This window comes from Micromonospora palythoicola (assembly GCF_036689795.1).
Lineage (GTDB): Bacteria > Actinomycetota > Actinomycetes > Mycobacteriales > Micromonosporaceae > Micromonospora > Micromonospora palythoicola.
Genome location: NZ_JBAGKI010000017.1, coordinates 35,537 through 59,193, shown reverse-complemented (window position 1 = coordinate 59,193; position 23,657 = coordinate 35,537). Strand labels below are relative to the sequence as shown.

The following is a 23,657-nucleotide window of genomic DNA, read 5'->3' as shown; positions in this document are numbered from 1 at the left end:
GCGACCGGTGACAGGCCGGGAGCCCTCGGGGGCCTCCGGATGACCTGCGACGGTGCCGACGACGGCCCCTCGCCGTGGTGTCACGAGGTCATCGGTCGCTGGCGGTGAACGCGGCCGACCGGCCGTGACCAGCGAGAGGAGGTGCCACGGTGGACAACGCCCTCTTCTCCCGTCGGCGCGCCGAGCGCTTCGCGCAGCTTCTCGACGAAGCCAACGGCGGCCGACGTCATCACGTGCGGTCCAGGGACGACCATCAGCTCGCACCACTCGTCACGCTTGGCCGGCATCTCGGTGCCAACGCGCCGGACGCCGAGGTCGACCCGGAGTTCCGCACCGGCCTGCGGGCGATGTTGCTGGCCACCGCCGTTCGTGAGGGGGTCGGCGCGCCGGTCCCGGCCCGCCCGGCCGAGAAGGCGTCTTCCGGTCGTGGTTCGCTACTGCCCCCGGTGACCGCCCGTCGGGCCCGCGCTCGCGGTGCGATCCTCATCGGCATCGCCGCCGGCGCGGTGGCCGTTTCCGGTATCTCGGCCGCCAGCGAGGACGCGGTGCCCGGTGACGCGCTGTACGGCATGAAGCGCGGCACCGAACGGGCGCAGCTCGCGCTCACCAGCTCCGACATCAGTCGGGGACAGCTCTTTCTCGACTTCGCCCGCACCCGGTTGGCCGAGGCGGCCACGTTGAAGGGCAGCCCCGGTGGATACCGTGCGGTGCTCGACGACATGGACGCGGACACCCGGCAGGGCGTACGCCTGCTCACCGGGGCCGCCGCGCAGCGCTCGGATCCCGCGGCACTGGCCGCGGTCGACGCGTTCCTCACCGATCAGCGGCGTTCGCTGAGCGCGCTGGGGGGTCGGGGCTCCCGGATCGACCGGGCGCGCACCGGCGAATCGCTGGCGCTGCTCGAATCCGTCGCCGAGCGGGCCGAGGCCGTGCGGGCCGCCATCGCCTGCGGCCAGGAGTTCACCGTCAGCAGCGACACGCTCGGCCCGATCCCCACCACCTGCTCCTGACCAGTCGGCGCTTCGAGCCCGCCGGGCCCGGACCGGCACGCCGGCAGTCGCGCGGTGGAATCCGTCGCGAACCACCGCTCGCCCGGTTCGACGTGACGGTGACGGCCGTGCGGGGAAGCTGCTCCGTGCACCTGGAGTCTAAGGACCGAACGGGTCGGGCCGACGCTCCAGCAACTGGTGCAGAGTCTGCTGGATGGTCTCCCGTACCTGGTCGGCGAGGTTGAACACGACCAGCGGATCGTCCGCGGAGTCCATCAGGTGTTCCGTCGGGATCGGCGGGCAGAACTCGATGAGCCACTTGCTCGGCAACGGCACCATGCCCAGCGGCCCGAGCCAGGGGAAGGTCGGGGTCACCGGGAAGTACGGCAGCTTGAGCAGCCGGGCCAGCGGTTTGATGTCGGCGAGCATCGGATAGATCTCCTCGCCGCCGACGATGGCCACCGGGATGATCGGAGTGCCGGTGCGCAGCGCCGCCGAGACGAAGCCACCCCGACCGAAGCGTTGCAGCTTGTAGCGTTGCGCGTACAGCTTGCCGACGCCCTTGAAGCCCTCCGGGAAGACGCCCACCAGCTCGCCGTGGCGCATGAGCCGCTCGGCGTCCGGGTTGCAGGCCATCGTGCCGCCGGTCTTGCGGGCGATCTCGGAGACCACCGGCATCCGGAAGACCAGGTCCGCACCGAGCAGCCGCAGGTAGCGGTGGTCCGGGTGCTCGTGGTGCAGCGCGGTGGAGAGGATCAACGCGTCCAGTGCCACGGTGCCGGAATGGTTGCCGACGATCAGCCCCGCCCCGTCCGTGGGTACGTTCTCCAGGCCGGTGACCTCGGTACGGAACCAGTCCCGGTACAGCCGGCGCAGCAGGGGATGGAAGACCGCCCCGGTCAGGTCGCGGTCGAAACCGAACTCGTCCACCTCGTAGTCGCCCGCCAGCCGTCGGCGCAGGAAGGCCAGCCCGGCGGCGACCCGGCGGTCCCAGACATCGCCCGCCTGGCCGGAAGCGGCCGGACGGTGTCCGTTGCGTCGCGTCGGGTCGGGGGCCACCGGCGCCGGCACGGCGTACCGGTCGTCGAGGCGTGCCTCGTCGTGTCGTTCCTCGGGCCCGGTCACGACCGCTCCCGGACGGCGGCCCGAACCTGCCGGATCTGGTCCAGCACCAGTTGCTCGGCGGCGGCCAGGTGCTCCCGGGTCACCACGGCACGCCCGTGGTGTGCCCGGATGAAGTCGTCGAAGGCGGCGGCGGTCGAGCGGGGCGTGAAGGCGTACTCCCGCTCCAGCCGGGAGATGTCCACCACCCGGCCGTGCACGAAGAGGTCGACCTGGTCGAGGCCGTAGCGACCGAAGCCCATGACCCGGGCCAGCGCGACGGCACCGGACAGGCCCGGCTCCAGCACCGGCACGGCGACCCGACCGGCGCGACGGATCGCCTGCGACAGCGCGAGCACGCCGGGCCCGGCGACGTTGAAGGTGCCGGGGTGATCACCGACGACCGACCGGTGCAGCACCTCCAGCGCGTCGTCGAAGTGCAGGAACTGCAGCCGGGCGTCCCGGCCGAAGATGGTCGGCACCACCGGCTGCGCGAAGTAGCGGGTGAGCGTGGTGTCCGCCGTCGAGCCGATGAACGGTGCGAAGCGCAGCACCGTGGCGGTGACGTCACCGCGTCGACGGCGAAAGCCTCGGACGTACCCCTCGATGTCGAGGATGTCGCGGCCGAAGCCACCCCGCGGCACCTCGCGCGGCTCGGTCTCCTCGGTGAAGACGGCCGGATCGCGGAACGAGGCGCCGTACGCCGCGGTGGAGGAGCGGACCACGATCTTGCGTAACCGTGGTGCCCGCTGGCACGCGGCGAGCAGCTGCATGGTGCCGATGACGTTCTGCTCCTTCATCGCCGCCCGACCACCGTGTTGCGGATCAGGCGAGCTGACCAGGGCCAGGTGCACCACGGTGTCCACGTCGAGGTCGGCGAGGAGACCACCGACCGAGCCGGCGTCGACCCGGATCCACTCCACCTGGTCGAGCAGTGCGTCGAGCTCGGGCCCGGGCTCCGGCTGGTCGATGCCGATGACCCGGTCGATCCGCGGGTCGGCGGCCAGCCGGGCGGCGACGTGCGCGCCGAGGTAGCGACTGACCCCGGTCACGACGACGACCCCCGGAGGGCTCTGGGAGCCACCGGGGGTCATGTCTCGCACCTACCCCGGCAGGTGGGACCGAGCCGGGACAGCCACGGCCTGATCACCTGAGCCTCCGAGGGTCGACAGTTGGCGAGGGACGGACGCCGGGACCAGGCCCGGCGTCGGTCACTTGCCGAGACGGCGACGCTGGACGCGGGTCTTGCGCAGCAGCTTGCGGTGCTTCTTCTTAGCCATGCGCTTGCGGCGCTTCTTGACCACCGAGCCCATACGACAGCCTTTCGATGCAACGTGCGGCGCGACCGGGAGGACACCACGAACCCGTGGCGTCGGCGACCGCTTGCGGACAGGGATCGGACCGGCGGGATGGGCGGCGGAGCGCACCAGCGGTCACGATCGGAGTCCAGCGTAGCGAAACTGCGTCAGCAGGACCAACGCGCCCCCGCTCGATGCCCGTTCCACCGGGCCCGCGTGACCCGGCCGCACCAGGGTCAGGCGGTCTCCTGGAAGGCGCCGCGCAGGTACTCGTGCACCGCGTGCTCCGGCACCCGGAACGACCTGCCCACCCGCACCGCGGTCAGCTCGCCGCTGTGCACCAGGCGGTAGACCGTCATCTTCGACACCCGCATGACCGTTGCCACCTCGGCGACGGTCAGGAACTTGACCTCCGACAGCCGACCGTCGGACTGCGACCCGGCCATGGCTCACCCGACCCATCCCATGCCCGGCGCGTGCCGCCACACGGGTCCTCCCGCGCGGCCGGCGACGCGCGTGTTACCAGTACGGTAGCGGGACGGCTGTGACCGGCGCGATCCCTTCCTGCAACTGATCATGGATCGTGCCGGTGCGGCGGCGAAAAACCCCTGGTCGGGTACGGTCCTCGGGATTCCGGCGACGATCAACCTCGGCCGCGGGTATCGGGGAGGTCACTCGGCGCGCAGCGCCACCACCGGATCGAGCCGACCGGCCCGTTGCGCGGGTACCACCCCGAAGACGATGCCGACCGCCGCGGAGACGCCGAAGGCCAGTGCCAGCGACCACCAGGTCACCGCCGCGGGGATGGGTGAGAGCGCGGCCACCAGCAGCGCGCCGCCCACCCCGAGGGCCATCCCGGTGAGCCCACCGACGGAGGTCAGCAGCACCGCCTCCAGCAGGAACTGCACACCGATGTCCCGGGGCCGGGCCCCGACCGCCTTCCGCAGCCCGATCTCCCGGGTCCGCTCACGTACCGAGACGAGCATGATGTTGGAGACGCCGACCCCACCGACCAGCAGCGAGATGCCCGCGATGGCGGCCAGTACGCCGGTCAGGATGCCGAGGATGTCACCCAGCACACCGAGAATCTGCTCCTGGGTGACGGCGCTGAACTCGGTACCGGGGTGCCGGCCGTTGAGTTCGGCCACGATCCGGTCACCCAGCTCGTCGATCCGTTCCCGGTCCGGCGCCTTCACCGCGATGGCGTCGACCCGCTGGGTGCCGTAGAGCCGCTGCGCCGCCGTCACCGGCACGTGCACCTCGTCGTCCCGGTCGACGCCGAGGCTCTGCCCGAGCGGGGTGAAGACGCCGATCACCCGGAAACGGACACCGGCGACGTTGATCTGTTGGCCGACCGCCTCCCGGTCCGGAAAGAGGGACCGGGCCACCGAGTCGCCGAGCACCGCCACCCGCCGGCCGGTGTCCACATCGGCCCGGGTCAGGTACCGGCCCCGGCCCAGTTCCCGGGCGAAGACCGTCGGGGTCGTCTCCAGCACCCCCTGCACGGTCGTGAAGTCCTCCCGGTTGCCGGCCCGCACGGTCGCACCCGAGGCGACCGTCACGGCCACCCGGTCGGGATCGCCGACCACCCGCCCTACCGCGTCGACGTCCTGCAGGGTGAGCGGGGACAGCGCCGGCGCGCTGCCCACGTCCAGTCGCCCCGGCACGACCAGCAGCAGATTGGATCCGAGTCCCTCCACCTGCTGTTCCACCCGCTGCTTGGTGCCGGTGCCGATGGCCACCAGCAGCACCACGGAGGCCACCCCGATGACCACCCCGAGCATGGTCAGCGCGCTGCGCATCCGGTTCGCCCGCAGTGCGTCCCAGGCCACCCGCCACGCCTCGGCCACCCTCACGTGCCGGCCCCGCCGTCAGCCACTCCGCGCGCACCGGCCCCGCCGGCGTCCGCACCTGCCGGCCCCGCCGGCTCGTCGGCCGAGGTGGCCGCGCTGTCGGCGACGACCACACCGTCCCGCATCGCGATGCGCCGTCCGGCCCGGGCCGCCACCTCCGCGTCGTGGGTGACCATCACCAGCGCCACCCCGGACTCGACGTTGAGTCGTTCGAGCAGTTCCAGCACGGCCGCGCCGGTGGCGCTGTCCAGGTTGCCGGTCGGCTCGTCGGCCAGCAGCACGGTCGGGTCGGTGACCAGGGCCCGGGCGATCGCCACCCGCTGCTGCTCGCCGCCGGAGAGCTGGTTGGGCCGGTGGTGCAGCCGGTGCCCCAGGCCGACCCGGCCGAGCATCGCGGCGGCGCGCTCCCGCCGCTGGCGCGCGCCCACCCCCCGGTACACCAGCGGCAGCGCCACGTTGTCCACCGCCGAGGTACGCGGCAGCAGGTGGAACGCCTGGAACACGAATCCGATCGTCTCGTTGCGCAGCCGGGCCAGCTCCGGTGCGGACAGGCTGCCCACCTCCCGGCCACCGATGACCAGACGGCCGCCGCTGGGCCGGTCCAAACCGCCGAGCAGGTGCATCAGCGTGGACTTGCCGGACCCGGAGGGCCCGATCAGCGCCACGTAGTCGCCGGCGCCGACGGTCAGCGACACGCCCCGCAGGGCGGGCACCGAGACCCCGTCCAACTCGTACGTCCGGGACACGTCGAACGCCTCGATGGCCGGCCCCCGGCTCACCCGATCTCCTGGCCCTCGCGGATCTGGTCGGTACCCCGGACGACGATCCGGTCCCCGGCCTGCACCCCGTCGACGATCTGCACCAGGTCCTGGCCCTGGACACCGACGGTGACCACCGCCCGGTCGGCACGACCGTCGCGCACCAGCCAGACGGTGTCCCTACCGTCTACCGAGAAGAGCGCCGACGCGGGCACGGTCACCGCGTCCGCCTCCTCCCGGACCCGCAGTCGCAGCACCGCGTTCATTCCAGGGCGCGGGGTGGGCGCCGGCTCGGCCTCACCGAAGCGGCCGTCGCCGAGCGCGAGTCGTACCCGGTAACTCACCCCGCCCCGGGCCGAGGTGCTGGGCAGCACGTCGATCGAGCGGACCGTCGCCGGGTAACTGGCACCGGGGACGGCGTCCAGTTCGACGGTGCCGGTCAGCCCGGGCCGGACCAGCAGCACGTCCGTCTCGTCGACCTCGGCGAGCAGACCCAGGTCGCGGGTGTCGACCACGGTCAGCACCGCGGTGCCGGCGGTGACCCGACCACCCACCGGTATCGCGGTGTCCACCCCGGGCGGCGGGCCGGCCGGCGCGCCGAGGGCCTCCGCACCGATGCCCGCCGGCATCCCACCCGACTCCAACAACCCGGCGAGCGCCCCCGCCGAGCCACCGCCGCTGCTGACGCCGCCCGGTTGCACCACCCCGGCGATCGGGGCGCGCAGGGTCAACGCGTCGACGTTCGCCTCGGCCAGGTCGTACGCCTGCTGGGCCTGGAGTCGCTGGGCGGTGGCGAGCGCGCTGACGGCGGAGTTCAGGTTGCGCACGCCGCGCTGCACCTCCCGTACCGCCCGGTCGGCGGCCCGGGCCGCCGCGTCGTACCGCCGCTGGGCCGCCTCGACCTGGGTGAGCAGCGCCTTGCGAAGCTCCGGGTCGTCGATCCTCGCCGCGGCGGCGCGGGCGGCGGCGTGGGTCTGCTCGGCGGCCCGGTCGGTGCCGCGCAGGGAACCGACGAGGTCACCGCCGCCACCGCCACCACCGGCGCGCTTCGCCGCGTTCAGCGCGTCACGCGCCTGGCGGAGCCGTTCCCGGGCCGACGGTGAGCTGATCACCGCGAGCACCTGGCCCCGCTTGACCTGCTGCCCCGGCTTGACCCGCAGTCGGGCCAGCGTGCCGTCCGCCGGGGCGGTGAGGGTCGCCGCCGCACGCGCGACGACCGTGGCGGGGGCGTCGATCTCCTCCGCCACCGCCGCTCGGGCCGCGGCGGCGAGGGTGATCGACGGTTCGTCACCACCGCAGGAGGCGGCGGTGGTGGTGACGGTCAGCACGGTGACGGCGAGCAGGACGGTGAGCAGGCGGAGCCGCATGGCTGGCAGCCGCGGCGAGTCGGGGCGGCGCACGCGACACATGCTACGAGCCGCTGTCGATGTCCGCCCTGCCAGGGCCGCCCCAGGTCAGCGCACGGCCTTCCGGACGTACGCGACACACTCCTTGCGCAGGCTCGCCCAGGACTGACCGAAGATCTCCTCGGTGGTCTGCGCCGGTAGCCGCAGGTCGTACACCACCGCCTTGAAGAAGGCGAAGGCCCGCTCCTCGCCGAAGCGGTCGACCAGATGCCGGAAGGCGAGGTACGCGATCCCGTAGTTGCCCGTCACCTCCTCGTGGGGTGCGTCGTCGGCGGGTATGAGCTTGTCCAGCTTGCCGTCCCAGTCGCCCCGCACCAGCCGCCGGGTGGGCACCAGCCCCTCGTACCGCGCGACCGACCGGCCGTCGGCACCGGCGTGCTCGGCCAACCCCTCGATCAGCCACCAGGCCGAGTTGTCCCAGTAGTCCTTGTCGGGCAGCGAGGCGGTGTGGGCCAGCTCGTGCCGGAGCAGCTCGTCCAGCCCGGGGCCGTAGTCGAGCGTCTCGGGTGCCAGCACCACCTCGTGGTGACCGCCGCCGACGTTCACCGCGTACCCCGCGCCCCATTCCGGCTGGTCACCGCCGTACCACCGTTCCCACTCCTTCGGCCCGGCGTAGAAGACGCGGTACAGGTCGGGCGGCGCTCCGGTCACCACGTAGCCGTCCGCCACCTTCGCCGCCGCCTCGGCCCGCTTCAGCAGGCCCGGCAACCGGTCGCGGTGGGCCGGGGTGCTGGCCACCATCACCCGCTTCCCGACCAGGACGGCCAGCTTGCTGACCTCCCAGGGCAGGACACCGGGCTGGCCGTTGTAGCGGCCGTTGACAGTTGCCGAGGACTTCGACTTGAGCAGGCTGAGCAGCCGGGGTTCCGCACCGTCGCGCCACCGGGTCTCGACCACCACCGGGCTCGGTTGACAGTTCCGTACGACGAAGCAGTACTGGAACTCGATCGACACCCGCCATTCCCCCGCCCGGCCCGCGGAGGTGGGCAGGCCACTCGGCCGCCCCTGCCAGTGCATGACCCGCAGGGCCTTGAGCGCGTCGAACCGTCGACGCAGCTCGGGGCGTACCCCACTGGCCGCGATCGCGGCGAAAGCTGACCGGTCACCACCGAGCAGGGCGGCGGCCTGCTTGTCGAGTTGCGCGGTGATCCGTTCGGCGACCTGTCGGGCGGCGGCCGTGGTCGGGTTCTCCGTCGGCGAGGCGGCGGTCGCCGGCTCACCGACCTCGACATCGGACGCTCCGCCGGCCAGCAGCACCACCGGAGCGCCGACACTCAGGGTCAGCAGCACCGCGACTAACGCGGTCCACAGTGGCCAACGTCGACGCCGCCGGCCTTCGATCCCCGGACCGGCTGGCGGCTCCTCCACCGCCGGTACAGATGCCGGCTCCGCCGTCACCCCATCCGGTGTCGCACCGGTCGGCGCCGGCCCATCGCTGCCCACATGGCCCCCGTGATCCACCGGCGAAGGGTACGGCCTGCGGTGGCGCCGACGGAAGGGCGATCGACCGACGCTGTCCCGGTCGGTACGTTCAGGCAGGGCCGGGCGTCCCCGATCCGGGCCAGGACGAGAACGCCACGCCCAAGGCGGCGATCATCTGGTCGAAGGAACGGTCGAGTTCCCGGGGCAACCCGAAGCCACCGGACGCCTCCAGTGCGACGAAGCCGTGCACGGCCGCGCGGAACATCCGGACTCCGTCCACTGCGGCGGCGCCGTGGATGCCGTAGCCCCGCAGGATGGCGTAGACCACACCGACCGCCCGCTCCCCGGCGGCCAGGTGCGCCGGGTCGGCCGGATCCGGTACCCGCTGGGTGGCCGGATAGCGGCCGGGGTGTCGACGGGCGTACGAGCGGTAGGCGGCGGCGACGGCTCGCAGCGCGTCCGCACCGCTACGGCCGGCGGCGGCCGTGGTCATCTCGTCGGCAATCTCGGCGGTGGCCAGCGCGGACAGTTGCTGCGCGAGCGCCTCCAAGCCCTTGATGTGCTTGTAGAGGCTCGGCAGCGCCACGCCGAGCCGGTTCGCCAACGCGGCGAGGGTGAGCCGGTGGTACCCGACCTCGTCGACGAGCCGGGCCGCCTCGCGCACCACCACCTGCGCGTTGAGCCCGGCCCTAGGCACGCTTCGCCGCCGCCAGGAAGCCGACCAGTTCCGCCGCCATCGCCTCCGGACGGTCGGCGTGCGGATAGTGCCCGGCGTCGGTGATCATCCGCGCCTCGGCGACCGGGAACAGCCGTCGGGCGGCCCGCGCCTCGGCGCCCGGGTCGGGGAAGTCGGGGTCCTTCGTGCCCATCAGCACCAGCACCGGCTGGCGCACCTGCGGGGCGCGGGTGGTCCAGTGCGGCCGCACCGGATAGATCACTCCGCGCACCGGCGCCATCCGGCCGGGGCGACGCAGCGCCGCCACCAGCTCCCGGCGGTACTGCGCGTCGTCGGTCGGACGGTGCACGGGAAAGAGCGTGCGGTGGAACAGGCCGAACAGTCGTGGACTACGCAGCACCACGCCCTGCGCCAGCCGCAGGAAGGGGCTGAGCCTCGGCTGGCCGACGAACGCGCCGACCAGCACGATCCCGTTGACCAGGCCGGGCGCGTCGGCGGCGGCGACGACCACGGCGGCGGCGCTCGACGAGCTGCCCACCAGGACGGCCGGACCGCCGCCGAGGTCGCGCACCACCGCGAGCAGGTCGCCGCCCACCTCCACCGGGGCGTACGACGGCCAGTCGGCGCTGGAGTCCCCGTGCCCGCGTACGTCGACCGAGGCGACCCGGTAGCCCGCTGCCACCAGCAGCGGGATCAGATGCCGGTAGGAGCGGCGGTTCTCTCCCATGCCGTGCGAGAGGACCACCAGCGGCCCCTGCCCGTGCACCTCGTAGGCGATCCGACCACCGGCACGCTCCACCAAGCTAGTCTTCATAGCTCTCAAGCTAATGTCATTAGCCAAATCGGTCAAGGCGGTGCCGGATACCGCCGACCAGGTCGATCGGCGGTACGGCCACGTGGGGAGCTACTTCTTCGAGGTGAGCGCGCGGGCGAAGAAGGCCAGGTTGGCGGGACGCTCGGCGAGCCGGCGCATCAGGTAGCCGTACCAGTCGTCGCCGTAGGGCACGTAGGTGCGCACCGTGTAACCCTCACCGACCAGGCGGGCCTGCTCCTCCGGCCGGATGCCGTACAGCATCTGGAACTCGAAGCGGTCGGGGTCACGGTCGAACCAGCGTGCCCGGTCCTCACCGATCGCGATCAGGCGTGGGTCGTGGGTGGCCAGCATCGGATAACCGTCGCCGGACATCAGGATGTTGAGGCACCGGACGTAGGACTTGTCGACCTCGCGGGCCGACTGGTACGCCACCGACTCCGGCTCCCGGTACGCGCCCTTGCACAGCCGCACCCGCGACCCGGCCGACGCCAGGTCGCGACAGTCTGACTCGGTGCGCCGCAGGTAGGCCTGCAGCACCGCGCCGGTCGACGGGTGGTCCTTGCGGAGCTTGGTCAGGATGTCCAGGGTCGAGTCGGTGGTGGTGTGGTCCTCCATGTCCAGGGTGACCGTGGTGCCCGCCGCCTCGGCGGCGGCGCAGATCGCCCGGGCGTTGTCGTACGCGAGCTGCTCGTCGAACGCCTGGCCGAGCGCGGAGAGCTTCACACTGACCTCGGCGGCGGGCGTCAGCTTCGCCTCGCCGAGCATCCGCAGCAACGTGAGGTACTCGTCCCGGGTGGCGTTGGCCTGTTCACCGGTGACGGTGTCCTCGCCGAGATTGTCGAGGGTGACCGCCAGACCGTCGTCGACGAGTTCGCGGGTCGCGCGCAACGCGTCGTCGGTCTTGGCGCCGGCGACGAACCGGCGGACGACGTCCCGGGAGAACGGGGCCGTCGCGACGAGCCGCTCGACCCGGGATGACCGGGAGGCGGCGAGGATGACGGAACGGAGCATGAGCCGAGCGTAACGCCCACCCGACCGCCAGGTACCTTCCCCCGTCGCCCCCGGCCCGGGGCGGACGGGATGGCGTTCATCGGTTACAACCATGTCGTGGAACAACGCCCTCGCCGCCGACTCCGATCGGCCTCCGTGCAGCTTGGCGCCATCACCGCGCTGGCGCTCGCCCTCTCCGGCTGCAACATGACCTCCGACGACGACGATGACGACTGCGCCCTCGGCCCGGCCGGCGGCGGGGAGACGGTGGCCCTGGCCCTGCGGGTGCCGGCCCCCGCCGCCGAGACCGACGCCGGCCGTGCCGCGCCCGAGCCGGTCGGCGCGGCCGTGCCCGAGCGCGGCGGCTTCGGCACCCACCTCGCCTCCTGCGGCGGCTGAGCGTGCGTCGCGAGACGACCGCTCCCCGCCCCGACTGGGACACCACCATCCGCGAGCAGGGCCTGGTCTATGTCGACACGGAACTGCCCGACGGCGGGGTGATGTCGTACTGGGACGAGACCGCCACGTACGCCTTCGAGCTGGACGAGGTGCTGCGGCTGGAGGAGGCCACCGAGGAGCTGCACCGGATGTCGGTGGCCGCCGCCGAACACGTGGTGGCGCGCAACCGGTACGCCGATTTCGGCATCCCGGCGTGGGCGGCCGAGGCGGTCGCCCGCTCGCTGCGGGAGACGCCGCCGACCCTCTACGGCCGCTTCGACCTCTGGTACGACGGCAGTTGGCCGCCGAAACTGCTGGAGTACAACGCCGACACCCCGACCGCCCTGGTCGAGGCGAGCATCATCCAGTGGTACTGGCTGGAACACACCCGGCCGGACCTGGACCAGTGGAACAGCCTGCACGAGCGGCTCGTCGGCAGCTGGGCGAAGATCGGCGCCGAGCTGTACGACCGGCGGGTGCACGTGGTCTGGTCGAACGAGGAGGAGACCGGCGAAGACCACATGACCGCCGGCTACCTGGCCGAGACCGCCCGCCAGGCGGGGCTGGACGTCGAACTGCTGCCGATCCAGGATCTCGGCTGGGACGGCCGGCGTTTCATCGACACCGACGACCGCCCGGTCACCACCTGTTTCAAGCTCTACCCCTGGGAGTGGATGCTCGCCGAGCCGTACGGCCCGCTGGCGCTGCGGCCGGGCACCCCGACCACCTGGATCGAGCCGGCCTGGAAGCTGCTGTTGTCCAACAAGGCGCTGCTGGCCGTCCTGTGGGAGTTGTACCCGGGGCACGAGTTGCTGCTTCCGGCGTACCTCGACTCGCCGCGCGGCATGTCCGAGTACGTCGCCAAGCCGCTGCTCGGCCGGGAGGGCGCCGCGGTGCGGATCGTCACCCCCGGTGGCGAGATCGGCAACCCGGGCGACTACGGCGACGAGGGCTACTGCTACCAGGAGTTCCGGGCGCTGCCCGAGTTCGCCGGAAGCCACCTGGTGCTGGGCAGTTGGACAGTCGACGGAGAGTCGGCGGGCGCCGGGCTGCGGGAGAGCGCGAGCCTGATCACCGACGGCTACGCGCGGTTCCTGCCGCACTACATCGACGCGCCACGCCCGCAGTGAGTCGTCTACCGTTGGGGCGTGAACTTCGACGCGTACGCCCGGACCGGGGTTGACCTCGTCAACGCGCGCCTGGACGATCTCGACGATCTTCGCGCCATCTTCTGCGACGACCAGAAGTGGATGCGCGACGAGGTCGCGGAACGGGACCTGCCGACCTTCCGGCGCGCGCAGAAGCGGCTGCGTGACGTCTTCGAATACGGCACCTCGGGGCGCGACGCCGAGGCGGTGAACGAGCTGAACTCCCTGCTGGAGGCGTTCCCGGTGCAGCCGCGCATCTCGGGGCACGACTCCAGCGACTGGCACATGCACGTGACCAGCCGGGGCGCCTCGGTCAGCTCGGAATATCTGGCCGGCGCGGTGTGGGGCCTGTCGGTGTGGCTGTGCGAGTACGGCAGCGCCCGATTCGGCGTCTGCGCCGACGACCGCTGCGGCAACGTCTACCTGGACACCTCGTCGAACTGCTGCCGGCGGTTCTGCTCGGAGCGCTGTGCCACCCGCTCGCACGTGGCCGCGCACCGGGCCCGCAAGCGGGCCGCCGTGCCCAGCCAGCCGGACCCGCTGGCGCCGGTCTCCTGACCCGCGTGCACGGGCCGTCCCGGCCGGAGCCTCAGGCGTCGACCGGTGACGGCGTGCCGAGGTGCTGGCGGGCGAAGGCCAGCGCCTCGCGCAGGTCCGCCTCACGGACCTGCCGGCTCTTCGCGCCCCGGGTGGTCACCTCCACCGCCACCGAGCCGGTGAAGCCCCGCCCGGCCAGCGAGCGCAGCAGCTCGGCGCAGGGCTGGTTGCCGCGCCCCGGCACCAGGTGCTCGTCGCGTCCCTCGCCGGTGCCGTCGCCGAGGTGCACGTGGGCCAGACCGTCGCCCATCCGGTCGGCCATCGCCAACGCGTCGCTGTGCGAGGCCGCACAGTGCGACAGATCCAGGGTGTACGAGGCGTAACCGGCTTCGGTGGGATCCCAACCAGGCACGTACGGGACGAACTGGCGCCCGGCCATCCGTACCGGATACATGTTCTCCACCGCGAACCGGAGGCCGCCGAACTCGCCGGCCACCCGGTCGAGCCCCTCGGCGAAGCCGCGTGCGTACTCCCGTTGCCAGGTGAACGGCGGGTGCACCACGACGGTCGGCGCCTCCAACGTCTCGGCCAGCACCGCCGCCCGGCGCAGCCGCTCCCACGGGTCGGGGCTCCACACCCGCTGCGTGACCAACAGACACGGTGCGTGCACGGAGAGCACCGGCACTCCGTAGTGATCGGACAGCCCGCGTAGCGCGCCCGCGTCCTGGCTGACCGCGTCGGTCCACACCATCACCTCGAGGCCGTCGTAACCGTGCGTGGCGGCCAGCTGAAACGCCGCCGCGGTCCGCTCAGGGAAGACCGAGGAACTGGACAGGAGCACCGGGACGCGGGAAGTCACGCCATCGAGGGTAGCCGGGATGCGGTCGGGCCTCATGACGAGAACCGACAAAACAGACAGCCGGGACGATCAGCATCACACCGGAGTCAGTCGATCCAGTCGGCTGAGGATCACGCCCTCCCGCAACGCCCACGGACAGACGTCCAGCGCGTCGATCCCGAGTCGACGCATCACCGACTCGGCGACGACGGCACCGGCGAGCAGTTGGTGGGCGCGCCCCGCGCTGACCCCCTCCAGTTCGACAAGCTGCGCGGGCGGGATGTGCCGGATGAAGCCGAGCACCTGTCGCAGCCCGGACCGGGTGAGCCGCCGTCGGGCCCAGAGCCCGGCGCCGCTGGGTGCCGCACCGGCGAGTCGGGCCAGCGTACGGAACGTCTTGGAGGTCGCCACCGACCGTTCCCACCCCACCTCGGTCATCCGCTCGGCCACCGGATCGAGGAGGGCGTCGACGTACTCCCGCAACTGCTCCACCGTCTCCGGCGCGGGCGGGGCGGTGCTGTCCGGATCCACGTCGAGCCGGTCCCGGGTCAGCCGACCGGCACCCAGCGGCAGCGACACCGCGACGTCCGGATCCTCGTCGATACCGGCCGCGACCTCCAGCGAGCCGCCACCGATGTCCAGCACCAGCAGCCGCCCGGCGGACCAGCCGAACCACCGCCGGACCGCGAGGAAGGTCATCCGCGCCTCGTCGGCACCGGAGAGCACCTCCAGCCGTACCCCGGTGGAGTCCCGCACCCGGGTCAGCACCTCCGCCGCGTTCGTGGCGTCGCGCACCGCGGAGGTGGCGAAGGCGATCAGGTCGTCCACCTCCAGATCGGCGGCCGACGTGCGCGCCGCCTCCACCGCCGTGACCAGGGCGTCGGCCCCGGCCTCGCGAAGCGCGCCGTCCGGTCCGATCTGCTCGGCGAGACGCAGCACCGTCTTCTCCGAGTGCGCCGGCCAGGGGTGCGCGCCCCGGTGGGCGTCGACCACCAGCAGGTGCACCGTGTTGGAACCGACGTCGAGGACACCCAGTCGCATGGGGAAACCCTAGGCCCAACCGGTTCGCGCCACTCGGCGACCTGCCCGCCGCACCACGCGTACGCTGGCCGGGTGACAGGGCAGATCGAACTCCGTGTGCTGGTGGACGACCCGGCCGACCCGCGCAGCCGGGAGGTGCCGCTGGACTTCCCCCGGGAGTGGATCGAGTTCGTCGACCCGGCGGACGAACGGCACCTGATCCGGGCCGACCTCACCTGGTTGCTGTCCCGGTGGACCTGCATCTTCGGCAAGGGCTGCCACGGCATCATCGCCGGCCGGGCGGCCGACGGCTGCTGTTCGCACGGTGCGTTCTTCACCGACTCGGACGACGAGTCGCGGGTACGCGCCGCGGTGAAGCGGCTCACCCCGCAGACCTGGCAGCACTATCGGCGGGGATTCAAGAACTGGACCGCGAACGACACCGTCGACGGCAAGACACCGGCCCGGCGTACCGCTACCCGGGACGCCGACGGGCCCTGCGTCTTCCTCAACGACGCGGACTTCCCGGGCGGGGGCGGCTGCGCGCTGCACGCCCAGGCGCTGCGGGACGGGGCGCATCCGCTGGAGTACAAGCCGGATGTGTGCTGGCAGCTGCCGGTCCGCCGGGACCAGGAGTGGGTGAAGCGCCCGGACAACACGAAGGTGCTGGTGTCCACGCTCGCCGAGTTCGACCGGCGCGGCTGGGGTGCCGGCGGGCACGACCTCGACTGGTGGTGCACCTCCTCCACCGACGCGCACGTCGGCGCCGACCCGATGTACCTGTCGTACGCCCCGGAGCTGACCGCGCTCGTCGGCGAGGCCGCGTACGCGAAACTGGCCGAACTGTGCGCGGCGCGGACCCGGCAGGGCCTCGTCGCCCCCCACCCGGCGGACCAACTCTGAAGCAGACCTAGGTGATCTTGATAGCACCGTTGCTACCATGCACCCATGGCCATGACGCTCCGTCTCGACGACGATCGCGAACGCCGACTCCGCCTCGTGGCTGACGAGGAGGAGCGGTCGATGCACGCGGTGGTGGTGACCGCCATCGACGACTACCTGATGCGGCGCAACGCGCGGCAGTTCGACGAGTTGGCCGACGAGATCATCGAACGCCATGCCACGCTGCTCGCCCGCCTGGCCGAGTGATGCCGGAGATCTACTACCCGACGCTCACAGACGTCGTTCGCATCGCCCGCAAGATCGGCGTCGCGGTCCGGGACGCAGGGTTGATCGAATCAGCCGTCGCCCGACCCCGGACCAGCGTTTTTGGTCAGGACGCCTACCCGGATCTGTGGACCAAGGCGGCGGCGTTGCTGCACTCGTTGCTCAACAATCATCCGTTCGTGGACGGGAACAAGCGCATCGGCTGGATCGTGACCGTCGCTTTCCTGCTCCAGAATCGCGCCGTCTCCGTAGCCGAGCTTGATGACGTCGACCAGGATGTCGCGTACGACCTGGTCATCGCGGTGGCGGAGAGCCGGCTGACCGAGGTCGACCCGATCGCGAACTCGCTGCGAAAGCTCTTCTGAGCCGCGTTGTCGGATCAGGGCTCGAACTTGTAGCCGAGACCGCGCACCGTGACGATGTGGCGCGGGGTGGAGGGTTCGGGTTCGATCTTCGAGCGCAGCCGCTTCACGTGCACGTCGAGCGTCTTCGTGTCACCGACGTAGTCGGCACCCCAGACGCGGTCGATCAACTGGCCCCGGGTGAGCACCCGACCCGCGTTGCGCAGCAGCAGTTCGAGCAGCTCGAACTCCTTGAGCGGCAACTGCACCGCACCCCCGTCGACGGTCACCACGTGCCGCTCGATGTCCATCCGGACCGGACCGGCGGCCAGCGTCGGCGCGCCCGACTCGGGCGCCTCCGGGCTCTGCCGGCGCAGCACCGCACGGATCCGGGCGACCAGCTCCCGGGGGGAGTACGGCTTGGTCACGTAGTCGTCGGCACCGATCTCCAGGCCGACCACCTTGTCGATCTCACTGTCCCGGGCGGTGACCATGATGATCGGCACGTGCGAGCGCTGGCGCAGCTGCCGGCAGACCTCGGTACCGGACATCTCCGGCAGCATCAGGTCGAGCAGGACGATGTCGGCGCCGGTCCGGTCGAACTCGGTGAGGGCCGACGTCCCCGTGGCGGCCACGGAGACCTCGAACCCCTCCTTGCGGAGCATGTACGACAGTGCGTCCGAGAACGACTCCTCGTCCTCGACCACCAGAACGCGACTCAACGGCGTTTCCTTTCATCGGTCGGACCGGGCGGCGCCCAGCCTGATCCAGGTGTGGTTCAGACCTGCCGGACCTCGGCCGGACCGGCCTCGATCCCAGCAGGTGGCAGTGTCGCCAGCAGGTCGTCCGGCGGACGGGCGGGCAGCCGGAGGGTGAACGTCGACCCACCACCAAGAGTGCTCGCCACCTCCACCCGGCCGCCATGGTTGCTCGCGATGTGCTTGACGATCGCCAACCCGAGGCCGGTGCCGCCGGTCGCCCGCGACCGCGCCTGATCGGCCCGGTAGAACCGTTCGAAGATGCGGTCGACGTCGGTGGGGGCGATGCCGATGCCCTGGTCGGTGACGGCGATCTCCACCTGCTCCCCGGCGGTCCGGGCGGCGATACGAACCGTGGTGTCCTCGCCGGAGTAGTTCAGGGCGTTCTCCACCAGATTCGCCACCGCCGTGGCGAGCTGGTTGTCGCTGCCGTACACGGTCAGGCCCCGCTCCGCCTCGACGGTTACCTCGATCCGGCGGGCCGCGGCGGCGGTCCGGGTGCGGTCGATCACCTCGGAGATCACCCAGTCCACCGCGACCGGCTCGGGGGCCGGCTGCGGTTCGGCGCCCTGGAGCCGGGTCAGTTCCAGCAGCTCCTGCACCAGCCGTCCCAACCGGGTCGACTCGTGCTGGATGCGCTCGGCGAACCGCCGGGCGGCGACCAGGTCCTCGGAGAGATCCGGCCGGCCCTCACCGGCCGGCTCGGTGGCGTCCAGCAGCGCCTCGGCGAGCAACTGTAACGCACCGATCGGAGTCTTCAGTTCGTGGCTAACGTTGGCCACGAAGTCGCGACGCACCCGGGCCAACCGGTGCGACTCGGTCACATCGGCCGCTTCCACCGCGATGTAGCCGTTGCCCAGTCCCATCGCCCGCAGGTGCACGCCGAGCGGGTTCTCTCCGGCGTTGTCGCGGCCCCGGGGCAGGTCGAGCTCGATCTCGCGCCGCACACCGGTGCGCCGTACCTGCCCCGCGAGGGTACGGATCAGCGGATGGGCCATGATCGAACCTGGTCGGCCACCGGTCCGCAGCAGCCCCATCGCCCGCGCGGCCGGATTGACGAGTACGGGCACATCGTCCGCGTCGAGCACCACGACTCCCGCGCGCAGCGAATCGATCGCGCGGCGGCCGAGCCCGACCTGCACTTCGTCGACGATCGCGAGCCTCCCCTTGCCGAACGGGATCATGCGGGACAACCACAGGCCGGCGACCACCCCGACCACCAGGGCCGTCGCCACACCCACCGTCACCGCCCACGTCACTCGGCGATCGTAGGGTCATTGTTAACCTGGCTATCGCCCAGAACAGGACGAAGCACTCTCACTTCCGGGAAAGTTCACCCGCGCGTCCGGCGCAGTTCATCAGCGTTCACCTCCGGTCCGCCCGCGAGTCATAGCTTGGCGGGCGTACCTGCGCAAACACCCGCCGGCGGGATCGCCGGCCCCGACGGACAGGACGTGAGAATGCGCGACGAGTTCCGGGCCGAACTTCAGGCCGTCAGCCAACTGCTTGTCGAGATGGCCGAGGGAGTTCGGGCGGCGCTGCGACAGGCGACCCGGGCCCTGCTCACCGCCGATCGTCGAGCGGCCGAGTCCGTCATCGAGCGGGACGCCGAGATCGACGGGCTGTACCGCCAGGTCGAGGAGCGGGTCTGCGACCTGCTGGCCCGCCAGGCACCGGTCGCCTCCGACCTGCGCGCCATGATCACCGCGCTGCACGTGGCCGCCGACCTGGAACGGATGGGCGACCTGGCCGATCACGTCGCCAAGACCGCGTTGCGCCGGCACCCGTCCCCGGCCGTGCCGGCCGAGTTGCGTCCGGTCTTCACCGACATGGCCGGCATCGCCGACCGGATGGCCGAGAAGATCGCCTCGGTGCTGGCGCACCCCGACGCCGATCTCGCCGCCGAGCTGGACAGCGACGACGACGCCATGGACGAGCTGCACAAGGGGTTGTTCGGGGTGCTGCTCGGCGCGGACTGGCCGTACGGCGTGGAGACCGCCATCGACGCCACCCTGCTGGGTCGCTTCTACGAGCGCTTCGCCGACCACGCCGTGAACAGCGCCGAACACGTGGTCTACCTGATCACCGGCGAACCCGTCACCTCCCCCTGAGGTGCGCGGAAGGGCCCCTGCCGACGACTGACGTGGCGGGGGCCCTTCCGACGATCGGGGCTCGGGCCGGCTCAGCGGCCCTGGTTGGCCACGGCGGCGGCAGCCTCCTTGGCGGCCTGCGGGTCGAGGTAGGTCCCGCCCAGGGTCTGGGGACGCAGCAGCGGGTCCAGGTCGTAGCGGAGCGGAATCCCGGTGGGGATGTTGAGCTTCGCGATCGCCTCGTCACTGATCTGGTCCAGGTGCTTGACCAGCGCCCGCAGCGAGTTGCCGTGCGCGGCCACCAGCACCGTACGGCCGGCCAGGATGTCCGGCACCACCGAGTCGTACCAGTACGGCAGCATCCGTTCGACGACGTCCTTCAGGCACTCGGTGCGCGGCATCAGCTCGGTCGGCAGCAACGCGTACCGCGGGTCGCCGACCTGCGACCACTCGTCGTCGTCCGCGATCGGCGGCGGTGGGGTGTCGTACGAGCGGCGCCAGAGCATGAACTGCTCCTCGCCGTACTCATCCAGGGTCTGCTTCTTGTTCTTGCCCTGCAGCGCGCCGTAGTGGCGCTCGTTGAGCCGCCACGACCGGCGCACCGCGATCCAGTGCCGGTCGGCGGCGTTCAGCGCCAACTCGGCGGTCCGGATGGCGCGGCGCATCACGCTGGTGTGCACCACGTCCGGCAGCAGGCCGTGCTCGCGCAGCAGCTCGCCGCCGCGACGCGCCTCGTCCTCCCCCTTCGCGGTCAGGTCGACGTCGACCCAGCCGGTGAAGAGGTTCTTGGCGTTCCAGTCGCTCTCGCCGTGGCGCAGCAGGACCAGCGTCCCGACGGTGGGTCCCTCGCTAGCTGTCATGCCGATCATCCTGCCGCAACCCGCTGTGGCACGCGCGCGAAGGGTGGTGACGACCACCACGTGGAAATGCGGGTGACCTTGATTCCGGCACAGCACTAGGTTGGTAAGGATCCTTTAGAGCACCAGGCATTACGGAAACGGGGGCGCCGGCGTGCGCGCGATACGGGGTTGGTTCCGGGACACGACGGGCGGGTTACCGAGGACCTTCTGGTACCTCTGGACGGGCACGCTGATCAATCGACTCGGCTCGTTCGTCCTGGTCTTCCTCGCCATCTACCTGACCCAGGAACGCGGCTTCTCCGCCTCGCAGGCCGGCCTGGTGCTCGGTGCCTGGGGCGTCGGCGGCGCGGTCGGCACCACCGCCGGCGGCACCCTGACCGACCGGTGGGGTCGCCGGCCGACCCTGCTCACCGCCCATCTCGGCGCCGCGACGATGATGCTCGCCCTGGGCTTCGCGCGGGACCTGTGGACGGTCGCGGCGGGCGCGCTGCTGCTCGGCCTCTTCGCCGAGGCGGCCCGCCCGGCGTTCGGTGCCATGATGATCGACGTGGTGCCGGAGCGGGACCGGCTGCGGGCCTTCTCGCTCAACTACTGGGCGATCAACCTCGGCTTCGCCTGCGCCGCCGTACTCGCCGGCTTCGCCGCACAGGCCGGCTACCTGCTGCTCTTCGTGGTCAACGCGGCCACCACCGTGGTCACCGCACTGATCATCTTCGTGAAGGTCAGCGAGACCCGGACGGTCACCGTCGGCATGCCGCGCGGCGGCGCACCGGCGGGAGCCCTGCGCACCATCCTTTCCGACCGGGTGTACCTCGGCTTCGTCGCGCTCAACCTGCTCGGGGCGTTGGTCTTCCTCCAGCACATCTCGATGCTGCCGATCGCGATGGCCGACTCCGGTCTGAGCCCGGCCACCTACGGGTCGGTGATCGCGCTCAACGGCGTGCTGATCGTGGCCGGTCAACTCTTCGTGCCTCGGCTGATCAAGGGACGCAGCCGGTCACACGTGCTCGCCCTGGCCGCGGTGGTGATGGGCGTGGGCTTCGGGCTGACCGCGTTCGCCGAGGTCGCCTGGTTCTACGCCCTCACGGTGCTGATCTGGACCCTCGGCGAAATGCTCAACTCGCCGTCCAACGCCACCCTCATCGCCGAACTCTCCCCCGCCGCACTACGCGGTCGCTACCAGGGCGTCTTCTCGCTCTCCTGGCAACTGGCCGGAGCGGCGGCGCCGATCCTCGGCGGACTGGTCCGGGAGCAGGCCGGCAACGCGACTCTCTGGGCCGGCTGCGCCGTGATCGGTCTGGTGATGGCGGTGGGCCACCTGCTGTCCGGGCCGGCGCGGGAGCGGCGTGCCGTCGCCCTGCGTACCGCCGGTTCGGCACCCGTGGTGACGGTGCAGTCGACCGCACCGCAGCCCGCCGCCCCGCAGGCCGCGGAGCCGGTGGCCACCTCGCGGGGGTGAGCCGCGCCACCCGGCGCCGCTCCGGTCCGGCGATCCGGGCAAGATCTGTTAGGTGTCCGAACAGATTGGGGAGGTCGCGCGGCACGACCCGCCGCCGGTCGGTGCGGTTCGTCGCTGGCTGACCGACACCGCGGGTGGGTTGCCCGCCACCTTCTGGTACCTCTGGGCCGGCCTGCTGATCAACCGGGCTGGCGCGTTCGCGATGCTCTTCCTGTCGCTCTACCTGACCGCCGCTCGGGGCGCCAGCGAGTCGCTGGCCGGCGTGGTGGTCGGCGCGTACGGCGCGGGTGGTGCGGCCGGGGTGCTGCTCGGCGGGGTTCTGGCCGACCGGTGGGGCCGGCGCTCGACCCTGGTGGCGTCGCACGTGGTCACCGCCGCCCTGATGGTCGCCCTGGCCCTCAGCCAGCATCTCGGGGTGATCGCGGCGCTCGCCCTGCTGGTCGGGGTGACGCACTCCATGCCGAGCCCGGCCTTCGTCGCCGCGATCGTCGACGTGGTGCCCGAGCAGCGCCGGTCCCGCGCCTTCAACCTGCAGTTCTGGGCGTTCAACCTCGGCATGGCCGTCGCCTCGTTGCTGGCCGGTCTGCTCGCGGAGGCCAGCTACGTGGCCCTCTTCCTGGTCGACGCCGTCGCCACGGTGGCCACCGCCGCGCTCATCGCCTGGAAGGTCCCGGAGACCCTGGCCCGTCGGCAACCGCCGGCGGATCCGGTCACCGGCACCCGAGGTCCGCGTCGCCCCGGCCTGCACACCGCGTTGACCGACCGGCACTTCCTGATCTTCGTCGGACTGACCTTCGTGCTGGCCGTACTGACCATGCAGGCATCGACGATCATGCCGCTGGCCATGCGTGCCGACGGGTTGGGCCCGTCGTCGTACGGGGCGGTGGTGGCTCTCGGCGGCGTCCTGATCGTGCTCGGGCAACTGTTCGTGCCCCGGCTCATCGACCGCCACCGGAAGGCCCACGTGCTGGCCCTGTCGACGGCGTTGCTCGCCGTCGGCTTCGGCGCGCTCGCCATCGCCGACCACCTCGCGTTCTACCTGGGCGCCTGCGTGGTCTGGACGGTCGGCTCGATGCTGGCCGCGCCGCCCAACGCACAGATCAACGCGGACCTGGCACCACCGGCGCTGCGGGCCCGCTACCAGTCGGTGTTCTACCTGGCCTTCCCGGCGGCGTCGTTCCTCGCGCCGACGCTCGGCGGCTTCAGCCTGCAACGGTGGGGCGACGGGCACTGGTTGCTGGTCGGCGCGTTGGGTCTGCTGGCCGCCGGTGTCCACCTGCTCGCCGGGCCGTCGCGGGAACGGCGCGTGGCCGATCTGCGGCACCAGGGGGAACCGGCCGGGGCGTCGCTGGCCGGGCAGGTGTGAAAAACGCGTCATGCCCGGCACGGAGCCGTGCCGGGCATGTCACTCGTACGACCGGCGGCGGCGGGCGACACTCACCCCCGTAAGCGACGCCCGCTCGCGCCGCCGGTCAAACAGGTGGGCCACCGTCCCCCAACGGTGTCGGTCCACCCGTCCCCCGCGCCTCGCCCGGTTGTCCAGATCTGATCGATCCGCCGCTCCCCCGAACGGTTCCGAGCGTGGCACGGTGCAATAAAGTTAGTGTGGCCCGACCTCGCGATTCAACCTGAGCGACTGTCTCGCCCGTCACAGCGCGAATCCTTTCGAGACGGCGCTTAGGCCCTCGGTCAAG

Annotated in this window: 26 protein-coding genes; 10 read left to right on the top strand and 16 right to left on the bottom strand. The window is 71.8% G+C overall.

The genetic code is table 11. From position 1 onward, the window contains the following. Nucleotides 1-149 precede the first annotated feature (149 nt). Nucleotides 150-1,010: a DUF5667 domain-containing protein gene (locus V5O40_RS10575; protein WP_332905273.1), complete on the top strand. Its 861-nt coding sequence runs from the start codon at nucleotides 150-152 to the stop codon at nucleotides 1,008-1,010. A 138-nt stretch (nucleotides 1,011-1,148) separates the two neighbouring features. On the opposite strand, the gene V5O40_RS10570 is transcribed toward V5O40_RS10575, so the two are convergent. The 11 genes from V5O40_RS10570 to V5O40_RS10520 all read right to left on the bottom strand — a co-directional run bounded on the left by V5O40_RS10570 (nucleotide 1,149) and on the right by V5O40_RS10520 (nucleotide 11,328). After that, nucleotides 1,149-2,048, bottom strand: a complete 900-nt coding sequence (locus V5O40_RS10570; RefSeq protein WP_269738738.1) for a lysophospholipid acyltransferase family protein — start codon at nucleotides 2,046-2,048, stop codon at nucleotides 1,149-1,151. Between the two features lie 62 nt (nucleotides 2,049-2,110). Further along, complete coding sequence (locus V5O40_RS10565) at nucleotides 2,111-3,184, bottom strand: NAD-dependent epimerase/dehydratase family protein (RefSeq protein ID WP_332905272.1); 1,074 nt, start codon at nucleotides 3,182-3,184, stop codon at nucleotides 2,111-2,113. Nucleotides 3,185-3,301: 117 nt separating this feature from the next. Next, nucleotides 3,302-3,403: a 30S ribosomal protein bS22 gene (locus tag V5O40_RS10560; protein ID WP_007465623.1), complete on the bottom strand. Its 102-nt coding sequence runs from the start codon at nucleotides 3,401-3,403 to the stop codon at nucleotides 3,302-3,304. 221 nt (nucleotides 3,404-3,624) lie between these two features. Further along, complete coding sequence (locus V5O40_RS10555; RefSeq protein ID WP_007465625.1) at nucleotides 3,625-3,834, bottom strand: helix-turn-helix domain-containing protein; 210 nt, start codon at nucleotides 3,832-3,834, stop codon at nucleotides 3,625-3,627. Between the two features lie 225 nt (nucleotides 3,835-4,059). Beyond that, entirely contained in the window at nucleotides 4,060-5,244 is a 1,185-nt protein-coding gene (locus tag V5O40_RS10550; protein ID WP_281582349.1) for an ABC transporter permease, read from the bottom strand. After that, nucleotides 5,241-6,020, bottom strand: a complete 780-nt coding sequence (locus tag V5O40_RS10545) for an ABC transporter ATP-binding protein (protein ID WP_332905271.1) — start codon at nucleotides 6,018-6,020, stop codon at nucleotides 5,241-5,243. The genes V5O40_RS10550 and V5O40_RS10545 overlap by 4 nt, the downstream gene beginning before the upstream one ends. Continuing rightward, entirely contained in the window at nucleotides 6,017-7,408 is a 1,392-nt protein-coding gene (locus V5O40_RS10540; RefSeq protein ID WP_332905270.1) for an efflux RND transporter periplasmic adaptor subunit, read from the bottom strand. Before V5O40_RS10540 ends, V5O40_RS10545 begins: the two co-directional genes overlap by 4 nt. Nucleotides 7,409-7,453: 45 nt before the next feature. Beyond that, a complete protein-coding gene (locus V5O40_RS10535) occupies nucleotides 7,454-8,695 on the bottom strand; it encodes a gluzincin family metallopeptidase (protein WP_332905269.1) in 1,242 nt (413 codons plus the stop codon). A 241-nt stretch (nucleotides 8,696-8,936) separates the two neighbouring features. Then, the gene (locus V5O40_RS10530; RefSeq protein ID WP_332905268.1) at nucleotides 8,937-9,524 is read right to left on the bottom strand and encodes a TetR/AcrR family transcriptional regulator; all 588 of its coding nucleotides are present in this window, start codon (nucleotides 9,522-9,524) and stop codon (nucleotides 8,937-8,939) included. Beyond that, nucleotides 9,517-10,317, bottom strand: a complete 801-nt coding sequence (locus V5O40_RS10525; protein ID WP_332905267.1) for an alpha/beta fold hydrolase — start codon at nucleotides 10,315-10,317, stop codon at nucleotides 9,517-9,519. Before V5O40_RS10525 ends, V5O40_RS10530 begins: the two co-directional genes overlap by 8 nt. Before the next feature lie 90 nt (nucleotides 10,318-10,407). Further along, a complete protein-coding gene (locus V5O40_RS10520) occupies nucleotides 10,408-11,328 on the bottom strand; it encodes a proline dehydrogenase family protein (protein WP_332905266.1) in 921 nt (306 codons plus the stop codon). 135 nt (nucleotides 11,329-11,463) lie between these two features. On the opposite strand from V5O40_RS10520, the gene V5O40_RS10515 reads away from it, so the two are divergent. From V5O40_RS10515 to V5O40_RS10505, 3 genes are read left to right on the top strand one after another with little or no spacing between them, the layout of a single operon-like run. After that, nucleotides 11,464-11,706, top strand: a complete 243-nt coding sequence (locus V5O40_RS10515) for a hypothetical protein (RefSeq protein ID WP_332905265.1) — start codon at nucleotides 11,464-11,466, stop codon at nucleotides 11,704-11,706. Between the two features lie 2 nt (nucleotides 11,707-11,708). Continuing rightward, on the top strand, nucleotides 11,709-12,875 hold the full coding sequence (locus tag V5O40_RS10510) for a glutathionylspermidine synthase family protein (RefSeq protein WP_332905264.1): 1,167 nt from the start codon (nucleotides 11,709-11,711) through the stop codon (nucleotides 12,873-12,875). Between the two features lie 18 nt (nucleotides 12,876-12,893). Continuing rightward, nucleotides 12,894-13,451: a CGNR zinc finger domain-containing protein gene (locus V5O40_RS10505; RefSeq protein ID WP_269738399.1), complete on the top strand. Its 558-nt coding sequence runs from the start codon at nucleotides 12,894-12,896 to the stop codon at nucleotides 13,449-13,451. 31 nt (nucleotides 13,452-13,482) lie between these two features. Here V5O40_RS10505 and V5O40_RS10500 read toward each other — a convergent pair whose 3' ends face one another. Further along, nucleotides 13,483-14,289, bottom strand: coding sequence for a sugar phosphate isomerase/epimerase family protein (locus tag V5O40_RS10500; protein ID WP_332905263.1), 807 nt, complete (start codon nucleotides 14,287-14,289; stop codon nucleotides 13,483-13,485). Nucleotides 14,290-14,364: 75 nt separating this feature from the next. Then, the gene (locus tag V5O40_RS10495) at nucleotides 14,365-15,309 is read right to left on the bottom strand and encodes a Ppx/GppA phosphatase family protein (protein ID WP_332905262.1); all 945 of its coding nucleotides are present in this window, start codon (nucleotides 15,307-15,309) and stop codon (nucleotides 14,365-14,367) included. 72 nt (nucleotides 15,310-15,381) lie between these two features. On the opposite strand from V5O40_RS10495, the gene V5O40_RS10490 reads away from it, so the two are divergent. Genes V5O40_RS10490 through V5O40_RS10480 form a run of 3 tightly spaced genes read left to right on the top strand, consistent with a single transcriptional unit; the run spans nucleotide 15,382 to nucleotide 16,820 of the window. Then, complete coding sequence (locus tag V5O40_RS10490) at nucleotides 15,382-16,191, top strand: hypothetical protein (protein WP_332905261.1); 810 nt, start codon at nucleotides 15,382-15,384, stop codon at nucleotides 16,189-16,191. A 45-nt stretch (nucleotides 16,192-16,236) separates the two neighbouring features. After that, on the top strand, nucleotides 16,237-16,437 hold the full coding sequence (locus tag V5O40_RS10485; RefSeq protein ID WP_269738403.1) for a hypothetical protein: 201 nt from the start codon (nucleotides 16,237-16,239) through the stop codon (nucleotides 16,435-16,437). Next, a complete protein-coding gene (locus tag V5O40_RS10480; protein WP_332905308.1) occupies nucleotides 16,437-16,820 on the top strand; it encodes a type II toxin-antitoxin system death-on-curing family toxin in 384 nt (127 codons plus the stop codon). The genes V5O40_RS10485 and V5O40_RS10480 overlap by 1 nt, the downstream gene beginning before the upstream one ends. Before the next feature lie 14 nt (nucleotides 16,821-16,834). Here V5O40_RS10480 and V5O40_RS10475 read toward each other — a convergent pair whose 3' ends face one another. Both V5O40_RS10475 and V5O40_RS10470 read right to left on the bottom strand, forming a co-directional pair. Next, nucleotides 16,835-17,518 (bottom strand): response regulator transcription factor, encoded by a 684-nt coding sequence (locus tag V5O40_RS10475; RefSeq protein WP_093403456.1) that lies wholly within the window; start codon nucleotides 17,516-17,518, stop codon nucleotides 16,835-16,837. 56 nt (nucleotides 17,519-17,574) lie between these two features. Further along, a complete protein-coding gene (locus V5O40_RS10470; protein WP_408631855.1) occupies nucleotides 17,575-18,813 on the bottom strand; it encodes an ATP-binding protein in 1,239 nt (412 codons plus the stop codon). A gap of 201 nt (nucleotides 18,814-19,014) precedes the next feature. Here V5O40_RS10470 and phoU point away from each other — a divergent pair, with 201 nt between their 5' ends. Beyond that, on the top strand, nucleotides 19,015-19,665 hold the full coding sequence (gene phoU / locus V5O40_RS10465; RefSeq protein ID WP_332905306.1) for a phosphate signaling complex protein PhoU: 651 nt from the start codon (nucleotides 19,015-19,017) through the stop codon (nucleotides 19,663-19,665). Nucleotides 19,666-19,736: 71 nt separating this feature from the next. On the opposite strand, the gene V5O40_RS10460 is transcribed toward phoU, so the two are convergent. Then, a complete protein-coding gene (locus V5O40_RS10460) occupies nucleotides 19,737-20,504 on the bottom strand; it encodes a phosphoglyceromutase (RefSeq protein ID WP_332905260.1) in 768 nt (255 codons plus the stop codon). Nucleotides 20,505-20,655: 151 nt separating this feature from the next. Between V5O40_RS10460 and V5O40_RS10455 the strand changes: the two genes are divergently transcribed. Together V5O40_RS10455 and V5O40_RS10450 are read left to right on the top strand one after the other, a co-directional pair. Continuing rightward, nucleotides 20,656-21,963, top strand: coding sequence for an MDR family MFS transporter (locus V5O40_RS10455; protein ID WP_332905259.1), 1,308 nt, complete (start codon nucleotides 20,656-20,658; stop codon nucleotides 21,961-21,963). Nucleotides 21,964-22,015: 52 nt separating this feature from the next. After that, nucleotides 22,016-23,329 (top strand): MFS transporter, encoded by a 1,314-nt coding sequence (locus tag V5O40_RS10450; protein ID WP_332905258.1) that lies wholly within the window; start codon nucleotides 22,016-22,018, stop codon nucleotides 23,327-23,329. Nucleotides 23,330-23,657: the final 328 nt, after the last annotated feature.

What these genes read in the sequence shown, in the direction of transcription:
- phoU (WP_332905306.1), top strand. Translation starts at nt 19,015, where the DNA reads ATGCGCGACGAGTTCCGGGCCGAACTTCAGGCCGTCAGCCAACTGCTT.
- V5O40_RS10565 (WP_332905272.1), bottom strand. Translation starts at nt 3,184, where the DNA reads ATGACCCCCGGTGGCTCCCAGAGCCCTCCGGGGGTCGTCGTCGTGACC.
- V5O40_RS10555 (WP_007465625.1), bottom strand. Translation starts at nt 3,834, where the DNA reads ATGGCCGGGTCGCAGTCCGACGGTCGGCTGTCGGAGGTCAAGTTCCTG.
- V5O40_RS10495 (WP_332905262.1), bottom strand. Translation starts at nt 15,309, where the DNA reads ATGCGACTGGGTGTCCTCGACGTCGGTTCCAACACGGTGCACCTGCTG.
- V5O40_RS10520 (WP_332905266.1), bottom strand. Translation starts at nt 11,328, where the DNA reads ATGCTCCGTTCCGTCATCCTCGCCGCCTCCCGGTCATCCCGGGTCGAG.
- V5O40_RS10525 (WP_332905267.1), bottom strand. Translation starts at nt 10,317, where the DNA reads ATGAAGACTAGCTTGGTGGAGCGTGCCGGTGGTCGGATCGCCTACGAG.
- V5O40_RS10480 (WP_332905308.1), top strand. Translation starts at nt 16,437, where the DNA reads ATGCCGGAGATCTACTACCCGACGCTCACAGACGTCGTTCGCATCGCC.
- V5O40_RS10560 (WP_007465623.1), bottom strand. Translation starts at nt 3,403, where the DNA reads ATGGGCTCGGTGGTCAAGAAGCGCCGCAAGCGCATGGCTAAGAAGAAG.
- V5O40_RS10460 (WP_332905260.1), bottom strand. Translation starts at nt 20,504, where the DNA reads ATGACAGCTAGCGAGGGACCCACCGTCGGGACGCTGGTCCTGCTGCGC.
- V5O40_RS10540 (WP_332905270.1), bottom strand. Translation starts at nt 7,408, where the DNA reads ATGTGTCGCGTGCGCCGCCCCGACTCGCCGCGGCTGCCAGCCATGCGG.
- V5O40_RS10485 (WP_269738403.1), top strand. Translation starts at nt 16,237, where the DNA reads ATGGCCATGACGCTCCGTCTCGACGACGATCGCGAACGCCGACTCCGC.